This window comes from Mesorhizobium sp. P2_E6 (genome assembly GCF_056403835.1).
This window is the reverse complement of record NZ_JBFUEQ010000002.1, coordinates 577,753-594,098: the sequence shown is the minus strand read 5'-3', so window position 1 is coordinate 594,098 and position 16,346 is coordinate 577,753. Positions and strand designations below refer to the sequence as shown.

Sequence of the window (16,346 nt, the reverse complement as noted above, 5' to 3'; positions counted from 1 at the left end):
CCATCGAAGCTCATAGTGGCGCGCGCGGTGCTCGACAATGATCGCCATGGCGCGTCAACAGGAACATTAGGAATGTTGAAGCCAAGCCTGGTCGCCGGCGTTCCCGGGAGGCAAGATTGCCAGCGTTGAAGACGCCCACATCGGGGCGGGCAAATCTGATTGGTATCGGCGCGCCGCGCACTGCCACCAGCAGCCTTGCAAGGATGCTCGGCGCCACGCGAGACGTCTTTGTCCCCGAGGAGAAGGAAATCAACGGCTTCGGTATCGACGATGACGTCACCGAGGCTCGATACGATACGCACTTCGCTAAGGCGGCGGTCGACCACCGCTATCTCGCCGACATTTCGCCCGTCTATCTCTCAAGCGCGCAGGTGGCGGAGCGCATAAGATCTTACAATCCGCAAGCAAAGATCATAGCGACTCTGAGAGAGCCGGTCAGCCGTGTGATCTCGCAGTACCGGCACATGAAGGGAAAGATCGACGCATCGCTGGGGCCGGAACTAAGCCTGGACATAAATTCGTATATCAGGAATGGCTTGATTGGGTTCGCCAGTCATAGAGCGCAGGATAATTCCTGGTATTCTGCGTCCATGAACATCGAACATTCTTTCTACGGCAGGCATCTGCGCCGCTATTATCAATCCTTTCCGCGCAAGCAAATACTGGTCTTGATCTATGAGGACCTGATCCGCCCGCACCCGGTCCGCGAAAAGGGGGCATGGGAGCAGCAATTGCAGCAGTTTCTCGGCGTCAGGGTGAGCCAGAAGTACTGGGACAATCGCGCGGAAGGCTTCGAAACGGAAATCGCCGACGACGTTGCAGGCGATCTGAAAAAGCTGTTCGCGACCGAAGTTTCCATGGCCAGCGACCTGACCGGTCGCGATCTGGTTGGGCTATGGGGGTACTAGAGCGTCCCCCGGTCTCCTAAAACCCGGAAACGTGGTTCGAGGAGACCCGATGCATATCGACCTCCACCATCTCGGCGACCAGATCCTCCAGTCCAACCGTGGGACTCCAGTCCAGAACTTCTTTCGCAAGAGAAGGGTCGCCGACAAGAAGGTCGACTTCCGAGGGTCTGTAGAAAGCCGGATCGACGGATACAACGACGTTCCCGGTGGCTCGGTCTATGGCCATCTCGTTGTGCCCCGTTCCTTGCCAGTCCAGGGAGATGCCGCAGGCGCTCGCGGCCAATTCGACAAAATCGCGAACGGTGTGCGTTCTTCCGGTCGCCACCACGAAATCCATCACAGTCGTCGTTTGCAGCATCCTCCACATCGCGTCGACGTAGTCCCTGGCGTGGCCCCAATCTCTTTTCGCCTCCAGATTTCCGACCCGCAGCGGCCCTTCGCCCCTCAATGCGTATTTGGCCATGCCAAGCGTCACTTTTCGAGGGAGAAACTCCACGCCCCTTAAAGGCGACTCGTGATTGAAGAGGATGCCGCTGCAGCAATGCAGCCCGTATGCTTCCCGGTAGTTCACGACAGTCCAATGCGCGAACAGTTTGGCGATGCCGTAGGGACTGCGCGGATAGAAAGCGGTTTTTTCGGACTGCGGAACCTCTTGCACTTTTCCGAACATTTCGGACGTTGAAGCCTGATAGAATTTCGCCGTGGGGACAACGGTCCTGACGCCTTCAAGCAATCTCAATGCACCGATCCCGGTGACCTGGGTTGTGTAGATGGGCTGTGTAAAGGAATCGCCCACAAAGCTTTGAGCCGCGAGATTGTAAATTTCGTCGGGCTTGATCTTCTCCAGCACCGCACGCACGTTTGAATCTTCGGTCAGTTCCATCGATGCGAATTCGATATCGTCCAGAATCTGCAGATCTTGCAGGCGCCATGTGCCGATGCCGGACGTACGGCGCATGGAGCCGACCACACGGTATCCCTTGTCAAGCAGCAGCTTTGACAGGTAGGCGCCATCCTGCCCGGTGATGCCCGTTATCAACGCAGTCTTATTTGCCACAGCCTGTCCCTTGCGATTGTGGATTGCCCTTGACGTGCGCTATGGCAACGTTTTGACGCGAAGGCAAAGGAAGATTCGGGCTAAGCATGAGGAATGCGTTTTTTACGATTTCGTCCTGGAATTATCTCCACTATTCCCGGGCGCTTGCGTCTTCGTTTGCTCGCCACCATCCAGACTTCTCCTGCATACTTGCCATCGCTGACACACGTCGGCAAGACCTGGAAAAGGATGCCTTTCCCGAGTTCGACGCTCATGTCTTCTTCGACGATCTCGATCTGCCCGATCGTCGCGCCTTCAGTTTTCGTTACGACGTCATGGAGCTCAACACGGCGATCAAGCCGACTGTATTCCGGCGGCTTTTCGCCGAGGGTTTTGACCGCGTCATTTACCTGGATCCGGACATCCTTGCCTATCGCCGTTTCGACGAGATCTTGCAGGCGTTCGATGAGGGGGCGACGTCCGTCCTGACGCCGCATGCGCTGGCTCCCAACCTCCATCCCGAAGGCCCAAACGACCTGACCTTCATGCAAGCCGGGATTTACAATCTGGGATTTCTGGCCCTGGCCAGGACGGACGAGACGTCAGCCTTGCTGGAATGGTGGGAGACGCGCCTGCGAAACGAGTGTGTCGCCAATCGCCTGAGCGACGGGATTTTCGTCGACCAGAAGTTCATGGACCTGTGGCCGGCCTATTGCTCGGGCACGCACATCTTGCGCGATCCAGCCTACAACGTGGCGTACTGGAACCTCGATACCCGCACGATCAAAAAGACGAGTGAACGATACGAGGTCAACGGCTCGCCACTCGCCTTCTTTCATTTTAGCGGGATCACTCCCGGCGACCAGAGTGTCCTTTCAAAGCACCAGCAGCGGTGGAAGCCAACGTCGACCAAGGAGTTGGAAAACCTGTTGGCCGATTATCACGACCAGTTGGAGGCCTATGGGGCAAGCAGGTTCTCTGCAGTGCCTTATGGCTTCGGGACGTTTTCCGATGGCACCGACATTCCGAGCCTGGCGCGAATTGTCTATCGCGAGAAGCTCGAACCTTTCGAGGGCGATCCCTTCGCCTTGATGCCCGACAATCTCGACCGTCCAGCCGACATCAGGCCCAACCCCGGTGGCGTGGTCACGCAGCTTGCGCACGCACTCTGGACGACGAGGCGCGACCTGCAATCTTACTTCCCCCTCCAGGAGGGACGATCCCAGATCAACTATGCCGACTGGTATATGTCCGGCGGCGCGACGTCGGCCGGAATCCCTCCCAGGTTCACGAAAACGGTCGCCGAAAGAATGAGCCAACTTGGATCTGCGAAGACCGGCCCAAACGCAGTGGCGGACGTTTCCGCCAAACAAGCCTCGATGATCGCGGCGCGTGTCGCGCGTCGTGCTTATCGAACTCTCGTAAGAGCCCAACCTCACATTCGCTGGCTCTACAGAATGGTGCCGCCGGCCAGGCGAAAACAATTTCTCGATGCGATGTTCAGGCGTGCCTGGCCCACGAATTTCGATACGACAACCCAGGCTACGCTTGCGCCTGGTCTATCCCTCATCGGTTACCCTTTTTCAGAGACGGGCGTCGGTGAAGCCATGCGTTCGCTCGCCCGATCGATTGAGAGCGCGGGCATCAATTACGATGTCACGAATTTTGACGAGCAGGTTCTTTCGTCGCACAGGGACAGAGCCCTGACGCACCGCATCGCTGCGCGGCCGTCCAAAATGGTGAACGTTTTCTGCGTAAACGCCGACATGCTGGGGTCAACCATTCAGGGCGTCGGCGTCGGTGTTCTGCACAACAGATACAATATCGTCCGGCCTTTCTGGGAACTGCCTCTGATCCACCCGCAATGGCTGACCAGCTTGCAGCATGTGGACGAGATTTGGGCCCCGACGGCCTTCGTCCGCGACGCGTTCATAGCCGGTACGGACCGTCCCGTCGTGCACGTTCCAGTGGCCATATCCGTTCCGCCCAACATCGAGGCGAACCGGGAACGCTTCCAGATTCCAAAGGATTCCACGGCATTCTTGTTTGCATTCGATTTTTCGTCCTACCCGGACCGAAAGAACCCGGATGCCGTTTTGCAGGCCTATCTTCGCGCGTTCGGACAGGACCGCGATCGGCGGGTTTCCTTGATCATCAAGACAATGGGCAATAGCCCGCACAAACGAGCAATTCTGAATTCAATTCGTGGCCTGGCGCAGACCGACAAGCGGGTTGTCTTGATTGACGAAATTCTGACTCGTGCCGAAACCTATTGCCTGACGAAATCATGCGATGTCTTCATCTCGTTGCATCGCTCGGAAGGTTTTGGATTGGGAATTGCCGAAGCCATGGCCATGGGCAAAGCGGTCATTGCAACGGACTTTTCGGGAAGCAAGGACTTTGTCAGCACGCAGACTGGTTTTCCAATTCCATACCGTTTGATCGGCGTGGAGCCCGATCAATACCCGTATTTCATCGAGGGGCAGAAATGGGCCGATCCAGACATAGACGAAGCTGCTCGGGTCATGGTGCAACTTGCGGATAATATTGAGGCCGTCACCGCGGTCGGCGAGCGCGCCCGGACTTACATGGCTCAAGTGCACAGCCCGGAGGCGGTCGGCAAGGTGATCGCAAATCGCCTTCAAGACGTCCAAGGATACAGGAATTCCATCCTGAATACCTAGAGCAGGCGAGGGCGCCGCACCGAGACGAGTGGGGTGAGCCGCGTGCGGCCGCAACTCGATCCAGCGGGCAGGGCTTTGTGGGCTTGGGATGGTGATCGCGCGTTTGCGGAACAGCAGTGAGCTGGCGTTAAGCTTTCGGTAACCCTCCTAAGTCGAAGACCAAAAAAGACATTGGCTTCTCGTCCCCTCCATAGATGCTGGGGCTGGCATCGAGTCGAGGAGCAAGACCACAATGACCACCGTCCTGAACGCCTATGGCGTTCCACTCGCCTACAGCGGATCCTCGACAAAATGGTACTCGGCCACGAATTCCGGCCCGGCGCTTTATGGCAGCATCTACAACGACTCGCTCTATGGCGACGGCAACGTCAGCGTCACGATGTATGGCGGCAAGGGCGATGATATCTACTATCTGTATTCCACGAAGAACAAGCCGGTCGAGCTGGCCAACGAGGGCGTCGACACCATCTCGACCTGGATGAATTACAGGCTCCCGGCGCATTTCGAAAACCTGACTGTCACGGGCGACAAGCAATATGCTTTCGGAAACGAGCTGAACAACATCATCACCGGCGGTTCCGGCCAACAGACGCTCGACGGTTTGAAGGGCGACGACGTTCTCAAGGGCGGCTCCGGGGCGGACATTTTCATCGTCGCCCCCGGCAACGGCAGTGACCTGATCCTGGACTTCAGCGCCGACGATACGGTGCGCGTCGGGAGCTACGGCTTCACCTCCTTCGACCAGGTGCACGCCAATATGGTCCAGTCGGGAGCGAATGTCCGACTTGATCTATCCGGCAACGAGTTTCTCGTCTTCGCCAACAAGACGATCGACCAGTTCGCCGCGAGCCAGTTCGATCTCGCCTTGGACAGGTCGCATCTGCAACTCACCTTCGCGGACGAGTTCAACACACTGAACCTGCGGAATGGCTCGAGTGGCACCTGGAACACGAACTTCTGGTGGGGAGGCGCCAACGGCAGCTCGCTCACCGGCAACGGCGAGCTTCAATGGTATATCGATGCCAACTATGCCCCGACGAGTTCCGTCAAGCCGTTCAATATCCAGAACGGTGTTCTCACGATTACCGCCGCCAAGGCCCCAGACGCTATCAAACCCTACATAAACAACTACCAATACACGTCAGGTTTGCTGACGACGCACGACTCCTTCGCGCAGACCTACGGTTATTTCGAAATTCGGGCCGACATGCCCGAAAAACAGGGCGCATGGCCGGCCTTCTGGCTTCTGCCGGCGGACGGCTCCTGGCCACCGGAGTTGGACGCCATAGAGATGACCGGTCAGGATCCAAACAAGCTCCTTTTGACAAGCCACACGAACGAGACGGGAACGCACACAACAGTATCCTCCACGCCCTATGTCGCCGATACCGGAGGGTTCCACAAATACGGGGTGCTGTGGACGGAAAACGAACTCGTCTGGTATTTCGACAACGTCGAAGTGGCGCATGCCGCAACGCCTGCCGACATGCACGAGCCGATGTATATGCTGGTCGATCTCGCGGTTGGCGGCATCGCGGGAACGCCCGCCGACGGGCTTGCGACACCTGCGGAGATGCAGATCGACTACATCCATGCCTACTCGTTGCACGATTGGATTGTCTAGGCGCAACCTGACGGTGGATGGTGGGTCGGTCAGGAAATCAAGGGCAGTAACCAAGCGCGCCTGACCGCCAATATCCCTAGAACACGCCACCAATGCCTATGCCCGCACCAATGTCCGGCGGGGGCGCTGCGGGGCGTTGCGGGGCGGCCTGTGACCGTTTCGCGGCCTTGCGGCCGGAGCTGGTTTGCGAGGGGTCGGCTTCCGACGCAACTTTAGCCGGCTTGGCCTTTACGATGACCGGCTGCTTGCAGATTCTGCCGGAGCGCAGGAAGAGATCGCCGAGCAAGCCGACGGTCGGCTCGGTCGTCGATGCGACCTGTTTGGTGTTTCTGTAGTAGTCGGTAAGGGCGCGGATGGAGCCGGTGCCCCAATCGCCGTCAACCTGCATCCGGTAGCAACCCACGCGACGAAGTTCCGTCTGGATGCTGCGCGCAAGATCGCCAGCCTTGTCCTTTTCCGCTTCGCCCGGCGATGCGCCGACAATGAGGGTTTCGAGGCCGGAGACGACGTTTTGGCGAGCATCTTCAACACTTTCAGCTGGCGACAGATTGGCGACCTGAGTGCCGACCGGCTCGGGTGCACCGGTTGACGGTGCCGGAATCTCGACCGACCGCAACGTCTGCCCGACGACGAGCACGGCAGTTTGCAGGTCGCTGGAGGCAAGCTCGACCTGCAATCTCTTCTTGGCGATGGGGTCGGCCAGAATTCGCGAAAGGCTTGCGCTCAACTGTGCCGGATCGAGTGCCTGCTGCTCCGTGAAATAGAACTGCTCGCGCAGGTTCGATTGATCCCACGGCACTTGACGGCCAACCGTCAATGCTTCGGTTTCGTTTCGGACGCGGATCATCATGTCGGAGACGCTCAGTCCGGGGATTTCGAGATTCTTCAGCAACGCAACGGTGAACGGGCTGTTCTCGCCGCCGCCATCGGCCGTGACATTGCCGGGCTGCGTGGCAAAGGCAACGAACGTGTTTTCACCGACGTCGACTTGCGCCAGACCATTGCCCGCGCCGGCGCCGGGACCGAGCGGATTGTTGCGGCACGCGTCCAGGAATATGAATGTCTGGCGGTCCCGGCGCGCGAACCTGGCGATGACGTCATTCAGCTTGATGGCGCTGGCCACCAGTTTTTCCAGGCTTTCGGGATCGGGCGTGTCGACCGGGAGCAGGTAGTTTTCACCATTCAACTGCACGCCATGGCCGGCATAGAAAATCAAGACTGCACTGGCGGTCGGCAACTTTGCATCGGCGTCTCGAAGCAGTTTGGTGAAACCCTCGGTCGAGAGATCGGTTCCCGTCAGGACCTCGAAATTCAGCCGCTTCAGGCTCTCCGAAAGTCGTGTCGCATCGTTTGCCGCATTGGGGAGATGCTCGAGCCGGGTGCTTTGATAGTTCGAATTGCCGATGACGATCGCCAGCCGGTTGCGCGGCTGCGGCGACGGGTTCTGCTCGACCGCGGCGCGAGCGCCAGCCGAGCCAAAAAGCACGAGAAGCAGAAGCAGCGGGATGCGAAGCAGGAGTTTGTGGCAATGGGTCATATCAGTATGCCCGTTCCGGTCTGCGTCAATCCTGGTCTTGCAACCTTCGAAGCGCACCCCACGCAAATACAGTCATGCCTGAGCGTATGGACCCCGTGCCGCCAAAGGCCTGCAAAAATTTATACCAAGAATCATGTCAAAGATAGGGAAAACGGGTTTGTATGCTCTCAGATGGACTGAGGAGGACGCGATGCCGATCAAGATCAACCTTGCGCTGCCGGTTTATGGAGCAGCCTACAAAAGCGTGTTCGTTCGCAGCCTCTTCGCAGCCCTGACCCACAAGAGCCTGTCCAGCTACGCCTTCTCGCTGTCGGAAATCGAGTACACGGATATCCCGTTTTCCCGGAACTATCTGCTGACGAATTTCTACTACAACAAGCCGGATTGCAGTCACATCCTGATGATCGACAGCGACATGGGCTTTTCGCCCGATCTCATCGCGGCGATGTTGGCGCTGGACAAGCCGGTGGTCGGCACTTTGTATCCCCGGCGCCTGGTCGATCTTCGCAAGCTCCACTCGCTGTCGAAACTGCCCTTCGACAAGGCCTTCGCGCGGAGTCTGGAGTTCCTCGGAACCATCATCGAACCGCGCGAAGAGATGGGCGGCTTTGTCAGGGTATCGCTATGTGGCACGGGCATCTTCTTGGTTTCCCGCGACTGTGTGACGACGATAATCGAGAAACTGCCCGAAACGGTGAACCGGTCGCGCTACAGAAACAACAAATACACCGCACAGTTCGAGAGCTTTCTGACGCCTTTTTCAAAGATCGTGACGCCGGACGTGGATTTGCCCACCGATTTTTCTTTCTGTCACCGCTGGGCGCAGCAATGTGGCGGCGAAATATGGGCAAGCTACAATCGCAAGGTTGCTCATGCGGGAGACCTGACCGTTTCCGCGGCCTATTCTGATCTCTAAGATGTGCCCTTTGAACTGTGAACATGGGTGTAAACAGCTCGCGTCGAGCTTTTCTATAGTGACCTTCTCGCCACAGATGGCCTTATAGTGGTCCGAGGGCGAACGTCTAACCATTGCCGCAGAGCAGCCCGCCACGTACACTCAAGGTCAAGCAAGTCGACGAGCCCAATCAGATGGGTCGGGGACCTATCTTAATTGCCTTAATTTGTGACGGTATCGATTTCTCGTAAGGTGGAGTCGAATGAGAGTGCCGCGCGAGGCCTATCAGTTGGCAGGTGTTTCGCTGCTCGCGTTGGCGGCAGCATCCACTTTCCAAATATCTGGCGCGGCAGCCTGCTCCGCTGCCGCGAGCGGCACCGCGACAACGGTTGGCTCAGGCATCTCGGCCGTGACGACGTTCGAAACGACGTCGGTCACGGTCAAGTGCACAACAACCGGAAATGTCCAGGACATCAACGGCGCATTCGCGACAGGGTTCAAGGGTTACCAAGGGCAAGACAACAGCTCGTCGACTGTCATCGTCAACAATTATGACGGCAATGGCGACGACATTGTAAGCATCGTTGGCGGCATCCTGGACAACATTACGGCTACGCCCGACGTAAGTGGCCTGCCGCCGATAACGTCGGAGGTAACGACCACCTTGGAGCCGGGAGCGGGAACCGTCCAACTCCTTGGCGGCAACGACCAGTTTCAGATGTCATATGGGGATTTCGACGGCGAGCCATTCGGCCCCAACGTCATGGCCAATCTCAATACCGGGGCGGGCGATGACAAGGTCGTCATCCAGGCCGGCAGCATTCAGGACATCGACCTTGGCGAAGGCAATAATTCGCTGGAGATGACCGGCGGTCAAATCAACGGTTCAGTCTTCGGCGGAGATGGCATCGACACCATCACCATTGGCAGCGATACAAGCGTCGTCGATGGCGCCGGCGGCGTTGTCACCGGATCTGTTTTCACCAATGGCGGCGCCGATATCGTCACCATCAAGAACGGCGCCATAGTTTATGGCGACTCGGAAGGAGGAGGTTCTATCGGGCTTGGCGACGGCGACGACCATTTCACCATGACCGGTGGCATCCTCGAAGGTAGTCTGAGCGGCGACGGTGGCAACGACACGCTGGTTGTCAGCGGTGGCGCGATCCACAGCTACGTGACCGGAAACGCAGGCGACGACCAGATCACGATCAACGGCAATGCCGCGATCGATCTCTACGTTGATGGAGATATCGGAAACGACACGATAACGGTCGGCGGCAGAGCCACCATCGGCGGCAGCATATTCGGCAACGAAGGCAACGACACCGTCAACATCAACGGCGGCACCATCGGGACGACCGCGGCTCCGGGCATCGTCGACCTCGGCGACGGCGCCGATATTTTCAACATGACCGCGGGCCGTGTGACCGGTTCGGTTTTCGGCGACGGCGGCGGCGACACCTATGACGTGAGCGGCGGTAGGATTGACGGTTCGATTTTCGCCGGCAGCCAGAACGACAACGTCACGATCTCGGGCAACGCCAGTATCGGGATCGATCTTGGTGAGGGTGGGGACGGCGTCGATTCTGTCGGCCTGGAAGATGGCAACGACAGCTTCCTGATGACCGGCGGCACGCTCGGCGGCGCCGTGAGCGGCGGCGCGGGCAATGATACGATCGATCTGCGCGGCGGCACGATAAACAGTTTTATCGAAGGCAATGATGGCAACGACCGGATTTTTGTATCCGGTGGCGTAGTAACCGGTGAAATCATCGGTGATCTCGGCAACGATACAATCACCATCAGCGGCGGAACGATCGCTGGGTCGGTTTCCGGCAATGACGGCGATGACCACATCAGCATCTCGGGCGGCACCATCGCCAGTTCGGTCAACGGCGGCACCGGCAACGATACGATAACCGTCAGCGGCGGCGCCATCACTGGGAACGTAACTGGCGACGACGGTGATGATACCGTAGCCGTCTCCGGCGGAACCATCCACGGCAGTGTCAGCGGCGGTGCCGGATTCGACCAGGTTTCAGTTTCGGGCGGCACCATCGAGGGTGGCATCGACGCAGACCACGTCCATCTCTCCGGCGGCACGATTGGCGGCAGCATCACCGGAATCGGCGCCAACACGCTGATCATCGATAATGTGGGCACGGTCGATCCGCTCAACCTAGCCGACGGGGTCCTGTTCAGCGGCACGGGAGCCAACGGCACCGTCACAGGCACCGACCTCGCTGCCGGCGGCAAGAGCCAGAACTTCACCGGCTTCGACAATTTTTCGGCCAACGCCTCCACGCTCCGCTTCAGCGGTGGCACGCAAGGCATCAACCAGCTCAATCTCGGCAACGGTTCGACGCTTTTCATCAACGGCAACGTCAACATGCCAGGTTCGATCATCGCGACGAATTCGCTGATCAACATGACGGACGGTGCAGCCAACGACGTGTTGACGCTCGGCGGCCTTACGCTCAACGGCGCCAGGATCAGCCTCGACATCAACCAGCAGACGTTGCAGTCGGATCAACTGGTTGCCAGCGCGTTTTCCGCCACAGGCGCCAACACCATCATCGTCAATCTGCTGGGCACGCCGCAATTCGCCCAAGCGACCGATATCCCGCTCATCGTCTCGACCGGCGGACCGATTGCCGGAACCTTCAGCGTCGTGGGCATTCCCGGCACGCCGGGTTCGCTTTTCACCTATGAGGTCGTAACTGGCCCGAATGGCGGCTTGTTCCTGCGTGCTACTCCGGCCAATTTTGGTATTGCCGCGGCGCCCACCAGCGCCACCAACGCCGGCGCGGTCACGGTGGCAATCGACGCCCTCTACGGCATAAACCGTGATGCGATCGATGCTGACCTCAACCTCTCGCCCGCAACCGGGGGGGCAATGGTGCCGGTTTCGTCCAGCTTCGGCGTCTTCGCCTCCGGCCAGTTCGCCCATACCGAGCATGACGGCTACGACATCAGTGGCGGCGGTTTGAATGGCCCCGGCCCGAGCTTCGATGCCAATGATTTTTCGGCCGCCATCAGCCTGGATTTCAATGCCGCCAAACACTTCCAGTTCGACAATGAGTATGGCCTGAACCTCGGCGTTTTCGCCGGTTATGCCTCGACCGATGTCAACCTCGGCGGGTTCCGAGGATTTGACGCCATCGGAGAAGGCACCAACAAGGCCGGCATGTTCGGCGGCTACGCGCTGTTTCGCAAGAACTACGACTACGCGCTGGTCTCCGCCTCCGGCTTCATCGGCGGAAGCGATGTGACGAACGGCGTGCTCGGCACCACCGGCAGCTATGACACCGAGGGCTACGCGGTGACGGCATCGGTCGGCCACATCTTCAAGCTGAGCGAGCGCACCCGTTTCGATCTGCGCGGCGGCCTGCTTGGCGTTTCGTTCCGTGGCGATCCCTACACCGACAGCGGCGGCAACGAGTTCGGCAAGAGCCGGCTTTCTTTTGGCGCGATCAAGTTCGAGCCCGGCATCTATGGCGATTACACGCTAAGCAACGGCATGGTGATCAGCCCGTATGCGCGGGGCGAATTGCAGCAGCGTTTCGGCTACAAGAACACGACCGAAATCGACACCAGGGAGATCGACTTCGACGATGCCGATTTTTCCGCCGCGCTGTCGACCGGCTTCAACCTGAAGGTGTCGGAGTTGACCACCGTCAACGGCGAAGTCCGTGGCAAGGCGTCGTCCGACAGTTCCACCGTCGGCGCCAAACTCGGGGTCAAAGTCGCTTTCTAGCCAGTGTGCGGATCCGAAATTCGTGTCACTTGGAAATGGCGCACCGCGCAATCAGCAGATGCTCGCCAAGCGAGAGCAAGTGTTCTATGCTCTCCATCGACACCGCATGGTCGTGATGTCGATACGGAAGTCTGTTGTCATAGGCAGGGGGGTTCCATGTTCGAAGTCGTCGGATTCTGGTGGAAAACACGGTCAAGAAGCCGGCTCGCCATAGAGACGCTTGGCTTGATCGTTGCGATTTCCGTGTTGCTTTTGCCCGGCCTGGGAAGTGCGAACGCACAGCCGAACTGGACGCTCGATCCGACCGCTTCGGTACTCACCTATCAGTCGGTCAAGAAGAACACGATCGTCGAAACCAACAAGATCAGGAATATTTCCGGCAGCCTCAGTTCGGCGGGTGATGCCAAAGTCAGCTTCGACCTCAATTCGGTCGATACGGGGGTCGACCTTCGCAATGTCCGCATGCGGTTCCTTTTCTTCGAGACATTCAAGTTTCCGACCGCTGAATTGACCGCGAAGGTGGATCCCGCGGCATTTGCCGACCTGGCGACCAAGCGGCGCGTGAAGGCGGTTCTTCCATTCCGTCTCAACATGCACGGCGTCGACAAGGACCTCTCGGCCAACATTGTGGTCACCATGATCAGCGACAACATGGTGTCGGTGGCGTCGGAGGCTCCTGTTGCCGTGCATGTCGAAGATTTCGGGCTGCTGCCGAACGTCGACAAACTCCAGCAGGCCGCCAATGTGACCAATATTGTCCCGACGGCATCGGTGTCGTTCGATTTCGTGTTCACCGCTGATGGCAGCAAGCCGGCCGCTGTCCAAACCATCGCGGCGAGCGCCGCCGACGTCGGCCCTGTCGCCACCGATGCGGCGAAGTCCAACTTCAGCGACGAGGAGTGCCTCAACAGGTTCGCGGTGCTGTCGCGCACCGGAGCTATCTATTTTCGAACGGCGAGCGCGCGGCTCGACAGCCAAAGCCGCCCGCTGCTTGCGGAGGTCGTCGGCGTCGTTGGCAAGTGCCCGGGCCTCAAGGTCGAGGTTTCCGGACACACCGATTCCGATGGGTCGCCTGTCGAGAACAAGCTCTTGTCGGAGCGCAGGGCTCAAGCCGTTGCCGACGCCATTGTCGCCGCGGGCATTCCTCGCACGCAGATCACGGCGACCGGCTACGGTGAGGATCATCCGGTTGCCGCCAACGACACGCCGAAGAACAAGGCGCTCAATCGGCGGATCGAGTTTTCCGCCACCAAGCTCGTCAACTGAGGAAGGATCTGTTGTCCCGGTGAGTTTCGATCTGATTGCCCGTTGCGGTGGCCTTATGCGCGGCATCGGGCTTGTCGCGCTGGCACTGCTTTGGACGTTGTCGGCCGCCAGTGCCGAACGCCGTGTTGCGCTGGTCCTTGGCAATTCCCAGTATCAGCATGCCCCGGCGCTGACCAATCCGGTACGCGACGCCCAGGCCATGGCCGAACGCCTGAAGAGCCTGGACTTTGAAGTCGTTTCCGGCTTCGACCTGACCAAATTGCAGACCCAGACGACGATTGCACAGTTCGCAAAGCAGGTTCGCGGCGCCGACATCGCCCTTTTCTTCTATGCCGGCCACGGGTTGCAGGTTTCAGGCAGCAATTACCTTCTTCCGGTCGATGCAGCGCTTGAGGACGAGACCTCGCTCGATTTCGAGGCGGTGCCGGTGGATTTCGTTCTGCGGCAGATGTCGCGCGAGACCAGCATAAGGCTGATCTTCCTCGATGCCTGTCGTGACAACCCGCTTGCCGAGGTGTTGGCAAAGACCGCCGGCGTCAAGGGAGCAAAAAGCGGCCTTGCCGAAATTCCGATCGAGAACGGTGGCGCCGGCACGCTTGTCGCGTTCGCCACCAGTCCTAGCCAGGTCGCCTATGACGGGTCGGGCGAACATTCGCCGTTCGCTTCGGCGCTGCTCGCGCATATGGGCGAAACCAATGTTTCCATCACCGAAGCGATGAACCGCGTTACCGCCGATGTCTTCAAGGCAACGGCCGGCAAGCAGCGTCCCTGGATCAATGTCTCGCTGACCACCGAGGTCGTCCTGCACAAGATCGATCTCAACGCGCCGCTGATTGTCGGCGAGGCGACCGCTCCGCAACCGGAAGGCGGCTCGGAGGTGCGCAACGCCACGGCAAATCCGTCGGGCTCGGGTGACGACGCCCAGCTGGCACTCAATGTGCTGCGTCAGAAAATCCCGAAGCTTGCCTCGGACGACCCCATCTTTTTCAACCACCCTATCGATTTCGGTGATCCGGAAATCGACGGCAAAAGCATTGCCGAGCTCATCAAGAGCAAGCCGCGCTTCAGTCCGGTGGAGGGATTGGACAAGTCGGTATGGGAAGGCAAGCACTGTGATGGCTGCCATCAATGGAACGAGGAGCGGCTGTGCGAACAGGCGAAAAATTTCGCCGCCAACGATGTCTCTGTCTTGCGCCTGCAGCATCCGCTTGGAACGCGCTTCAAGGTGGCGCTGGCCAAATGGGCTCAAGGCGGCTGCAAGTAAGGCAGGATGGGTGACGGACGCTGTGACGCTCTAATATGCATCCGCTGATTGGCGCAGCGCCTCGATCTCTGCCATCTGGATGCCCATCTCGACAAATGCCGAAAGAACGGAAAACCGGTCCGCGAGTGCGACACGTGCCAGTCCGGCCAGAATCCCGGCATTGACTGCATGGGCAGCAGGAAATGGCTGCAGGCCCGATGCCATCGTCGCGGCCCTGGCCGAACCATTGTCGCGCCATCCCGCGGCCAGGGCAATCCAGCCGACCGGCGTTGTTGGCGGTGTCGCCCCGGCTGTGCTGACGGCTGCCCGTAGGTGGGGACTGTCCGGTTCACCCACCCAGTCGCGGACAAGCGCGAGCAATTCGTGATCGCTCTCGTCGAACAGGTCGGTCAGGTGGCTCAGGCATTCATGGGCCCACCAGACCGCGGCCCGCTCGGGAAGCAGGTAGGCACAGAATGTAATCGCTTCCTCGGGAACGCGTCCGGCGAGGAGGCCGCGGCAAAACTCGATCGGTTGCTGTTCGGTTGGAGGTGTTCTCATGTCCCGGGCAATAGCGGGACAAGCCGTGAAAAGATCCCGTGCCGTTTTGAATCGGAGCCCATTGGCCATGACCGCCGCGCTTTCATCGAGGAACTCCGGCCACTCAAGCCCCAGGCGCGGCGCGGGTCAAGTCTCAACCCGTGACGCGGCAACAACTCTCGGCATTGTCGTGCCCCCAGCGTTTGTCGACAGACAATTGCCTGGGAATTTGGTATGATCGCAGCCGCTCGAAATCTGGTGCTCAAACAGGAGGAGCCGCTATGCAGTGGAGCAGTTCAGCCTTTGTGTTGGCGGTCGTGTTTTGCTCGACCCACGCTTTCGCCGACCCCGTTCAGAAATCAGAAGACATTGTGAAGTTTTTTGCCGGTGCGGCCGATCTCGGCAAGTCGCGAGGAATTTGTGTCGGCTCCGAGGAGGAGTGCAAAAGCAAGAGCAAGGCAGGTGACGCGCCGGGAGAAAAAACCGGCCTCGACATGATGATCAATTTCGGCCTGGATTCGGCCGAACTCAACCCGACTGCGCGCGCTGAACTCGACGAGTTCGCCAAGGCCCTGAAGGACAACCGGTTGAGCAAGTTCAACTTCGTCGTCGAAGGCTACACCGACGCCACTGGCACGGTGCACTACAATGAGGGCCTGTCACAACGACGAGCGCAATCGGTGGCAGCATTCCTGACGGCCAGCGGCATCGACACAGCACGCCTCAACGCGATCGGCATGGGCGAAAAGAATCCGCGCAGCCCCAATCCGTACGATCCGGTGAACCGCCGCGTAGAAATGCGGATAAAGACGCAATAGCCGCCCAAAACCACGGCGGTCCTTCGAATGTCGGC

11 protein-coding genes are annotated in these 16,346 nt (G+C 59.1%); 8 read left to right on the top strand and 3 right to left on the bottom strand.

Translation table 11 applies throughout. The annotated features are described in order from the left end of the window. Positions 1–116: 116 nt before the first annotated feature. Entirely contained in the window at positions 117–908 is a 792-nt protein-coding gene (locus AC1D08_RS07420; protein WP_457155326.1) for a sulfotransferase family protein, read from the top strand. A 16-nt stretch (positions 909–924) separates the two neighbouring features. Here the strand turns inward: AC1D08_RS07420 and gmd are convergent, their stop codons facing one another. After that, on the bottom strand, positions 925–1,965 hold the full coding sequence (gmd, locus tag AC1D08_RS07415; protein ID WP_477225808.1) for a GDP-mannose 4,6-dehydratase: 1,041 nt from the start codon (positions 1,963–1,965) through the stop codon (positions 925–927). 86 nt (positions 1,966–2,051) lie between these two features. On the opposite strand from gmd, the gene AC1D08_RS07410 reads away from it, so the two are divergent. Together AC1D08_RS07410 and eglC are read left to right on the top strand one after the other, a co-directional pair. Further along, entirely contained in the window at positions 2,052–4,628 is a 2,577-nt protein-coding gene (locus tag AC1D08_RS07410; protein ID WP_477225809.1) for a glycosyltransferase, read from the top strand. Between the two features lie 232 nt (positions 4,629–4,860). Further along, complete coding sequence (gene eglC, locus AC1D08_RS07405) at positions 4,861–6,252, top strand: endo-1,3-1,4-beta-glycanase EglC (protein WP_477422852.1); 1,392 nt, start codon at positions 4,861–4,863, stop codon at positions 6,250–6,252. 76 nt (positions 6,253–6,328) lie between these two features. On the opposite strand, the gene AC1D08_RS07400 is transcribed toward eglC, so the two are convergent. Then, positions 6,329–7,789: a caspase family protein gene (locus tag AC1D08_RS07400; RefSeq protein ID WP_457154575.1), complete on the bottom strand. Its 1,461-nt coding sequence runs from the start codon at positions 7,787–7,789 to the stop codon at positions 6,329–6,331. A 190-nt stretch (positions 7,790–7,979) separates the two neighbouring features. Here AC1D08_RS07400 and AC1D08_RS07395 point away from each other — a divergent pair, with 190 nt between their 5' ends. The 4 genes from AC1D08_RS07395 (at position 7,980) to AC1D08_RS07380 (ending at position 14,974) form a co-directional block, all read left to right on the top strand. Continuing rightward, on the top strand, positions 7,980–8,705 hold the full coding sequence (locus tag AC1D08_RS07395; RefSeq protein ID WP_477400104.1) for a hypothetical protein: 726 nt from the start codon (positions 7,980–7,982) through the stop codon (positions 8,703–8,705). A 241-nt stretch (positions 8,706–8,946) separates the two neighbouring features. Continuing rightward, the gene (locus AC1D08_RS07390; protein ID WP_477422850.1) at positions 8,947–12,444 is read left to right on the top strand and encodes an autotransporter; all 3,498 of its coding nucleotides are present in this window, start codon (positions 8,947–8,949) and stop codon (positions 12,442–12,444) included. A gap of 156 nt (positions 12,445–12,600) precedes the next feature. Then, positions 12,601–13,710 carry an OmpA family protein gene (locus AC1D08_RS07385; protein ID WP_477422848.1) on the top strand — a complete coding sequence of 370 codons (1,110 nt, stop codon included), beginning with the start codon at positions 12,601–12,603 and terminating at the stop codon, positions 13,708–13,710. Positions 13,711–13,729: 19 nt separating this feature from the next. Further along, positions 13,730–14,974: a caspase family protein gene (locus AC1D08_RS07380; protein WP_457154749.1), complete on the top strand. Its 1,245-nt coding sequence runs from the start codon at positions 13,730–13,732 to the stop codon at positions 14,972–14,974. A 30-nt stretch (positions 14,975–15,004) separates the two neighbouring features. Here the strand turns inward: AC1D08_RS07380 and AC1D08_RS07375 are convergent, their stop codons facing one another. Then, positions 15,005–15,583, bottom strand: a complete 579-nt coding sequence (locus AC1D08_RS07375; RefSeq protein ID WP_457154750.1) for a DUF6931 family protein — start codon at positions 15,581–15,583, stop codon at positions 15,005–15,007. Between the two features lie 191 nt (positions 15,584–15,774). Between AC1D08_RS07375 and AC1D08_RS07370 the strand changes: the two genes are divergently transcribed. Further along, complete coding sequence (locus AC1D08_RS07370; protein ID WP_095080743.1) at positions 15,775–16,311, top strand: OmpA family protein; 537 nt, start codon at positions 15,775–15,777, stop codon at positions 16,309–16,311. The last annotated feature ends 35 nt before the right edge of the window (positions 16,312–16,346 follow it).

What these genes read in the sequence shown, in the direction of transcription:
- AC1D08_RS07410 (WP_477225809.1), top strand. Translation starts at nt 2,052, where the DNA reads ATGAGGAATGCGTTTTTTACGATTTCGTCCTGGAATTATCTCCACTAT.
- AC1D08_RS07385 (WP_477422848.1), top strand. Translation starts at nt 12,601, where the DNA reads ATGTTCGAAGTCGTCGGATTCTGGTGGAAAACACGGTCAAGAAGCCGG.
- AC1D08_RS07370 (WP_095080743.1), top strand. Translation starts at nt 15,775, where the DNA reads ATGCAGTGGAGCAGTTCAGCCTTTGTGTTGGCGGTCGTGTTTTGCTCG.
- eglC (WP_477422852.1), top strand. Translation starts at nt 4,861, where the DNA reads ATGACCACCGTCCTGAACGCCTATGGCGTTCCACTCGCCTACAGCGGA.
- AC1D08_RS07395 (WP_477400104.1), top strand. Translation starts at nt 7,980, where the DNA reads ATGCCGATCAAGATCAACCTTGCGCTGCCGGTTTATGGAGCAGCCTAC.
- AC1D08_RS07400 (WP_457154575.1), bottom strand. Translation starts at nt 7,789, where the DNA reads ATGACCCATTGCCACAAACTCCTGCTTCGCATCCCGCTGCTTCTGCTT.
- AC1D08_RS07390 (WP_477422850.1), top strand. Translation starts at nt 8,947, where the DNA reads ATGAGAGTGCCGCGCGAGGCCTATCAGTTGGCAGGTGTTTCGCTGCTC.
- AC1D08_RS07375 (WP_457154750.1), bottom strand. Translation starts at nt 15,583, where the DNA reads ATGGCCAATGGGCTCCGATTCAAAACGGCACGGGATCTTTTCACGGCT.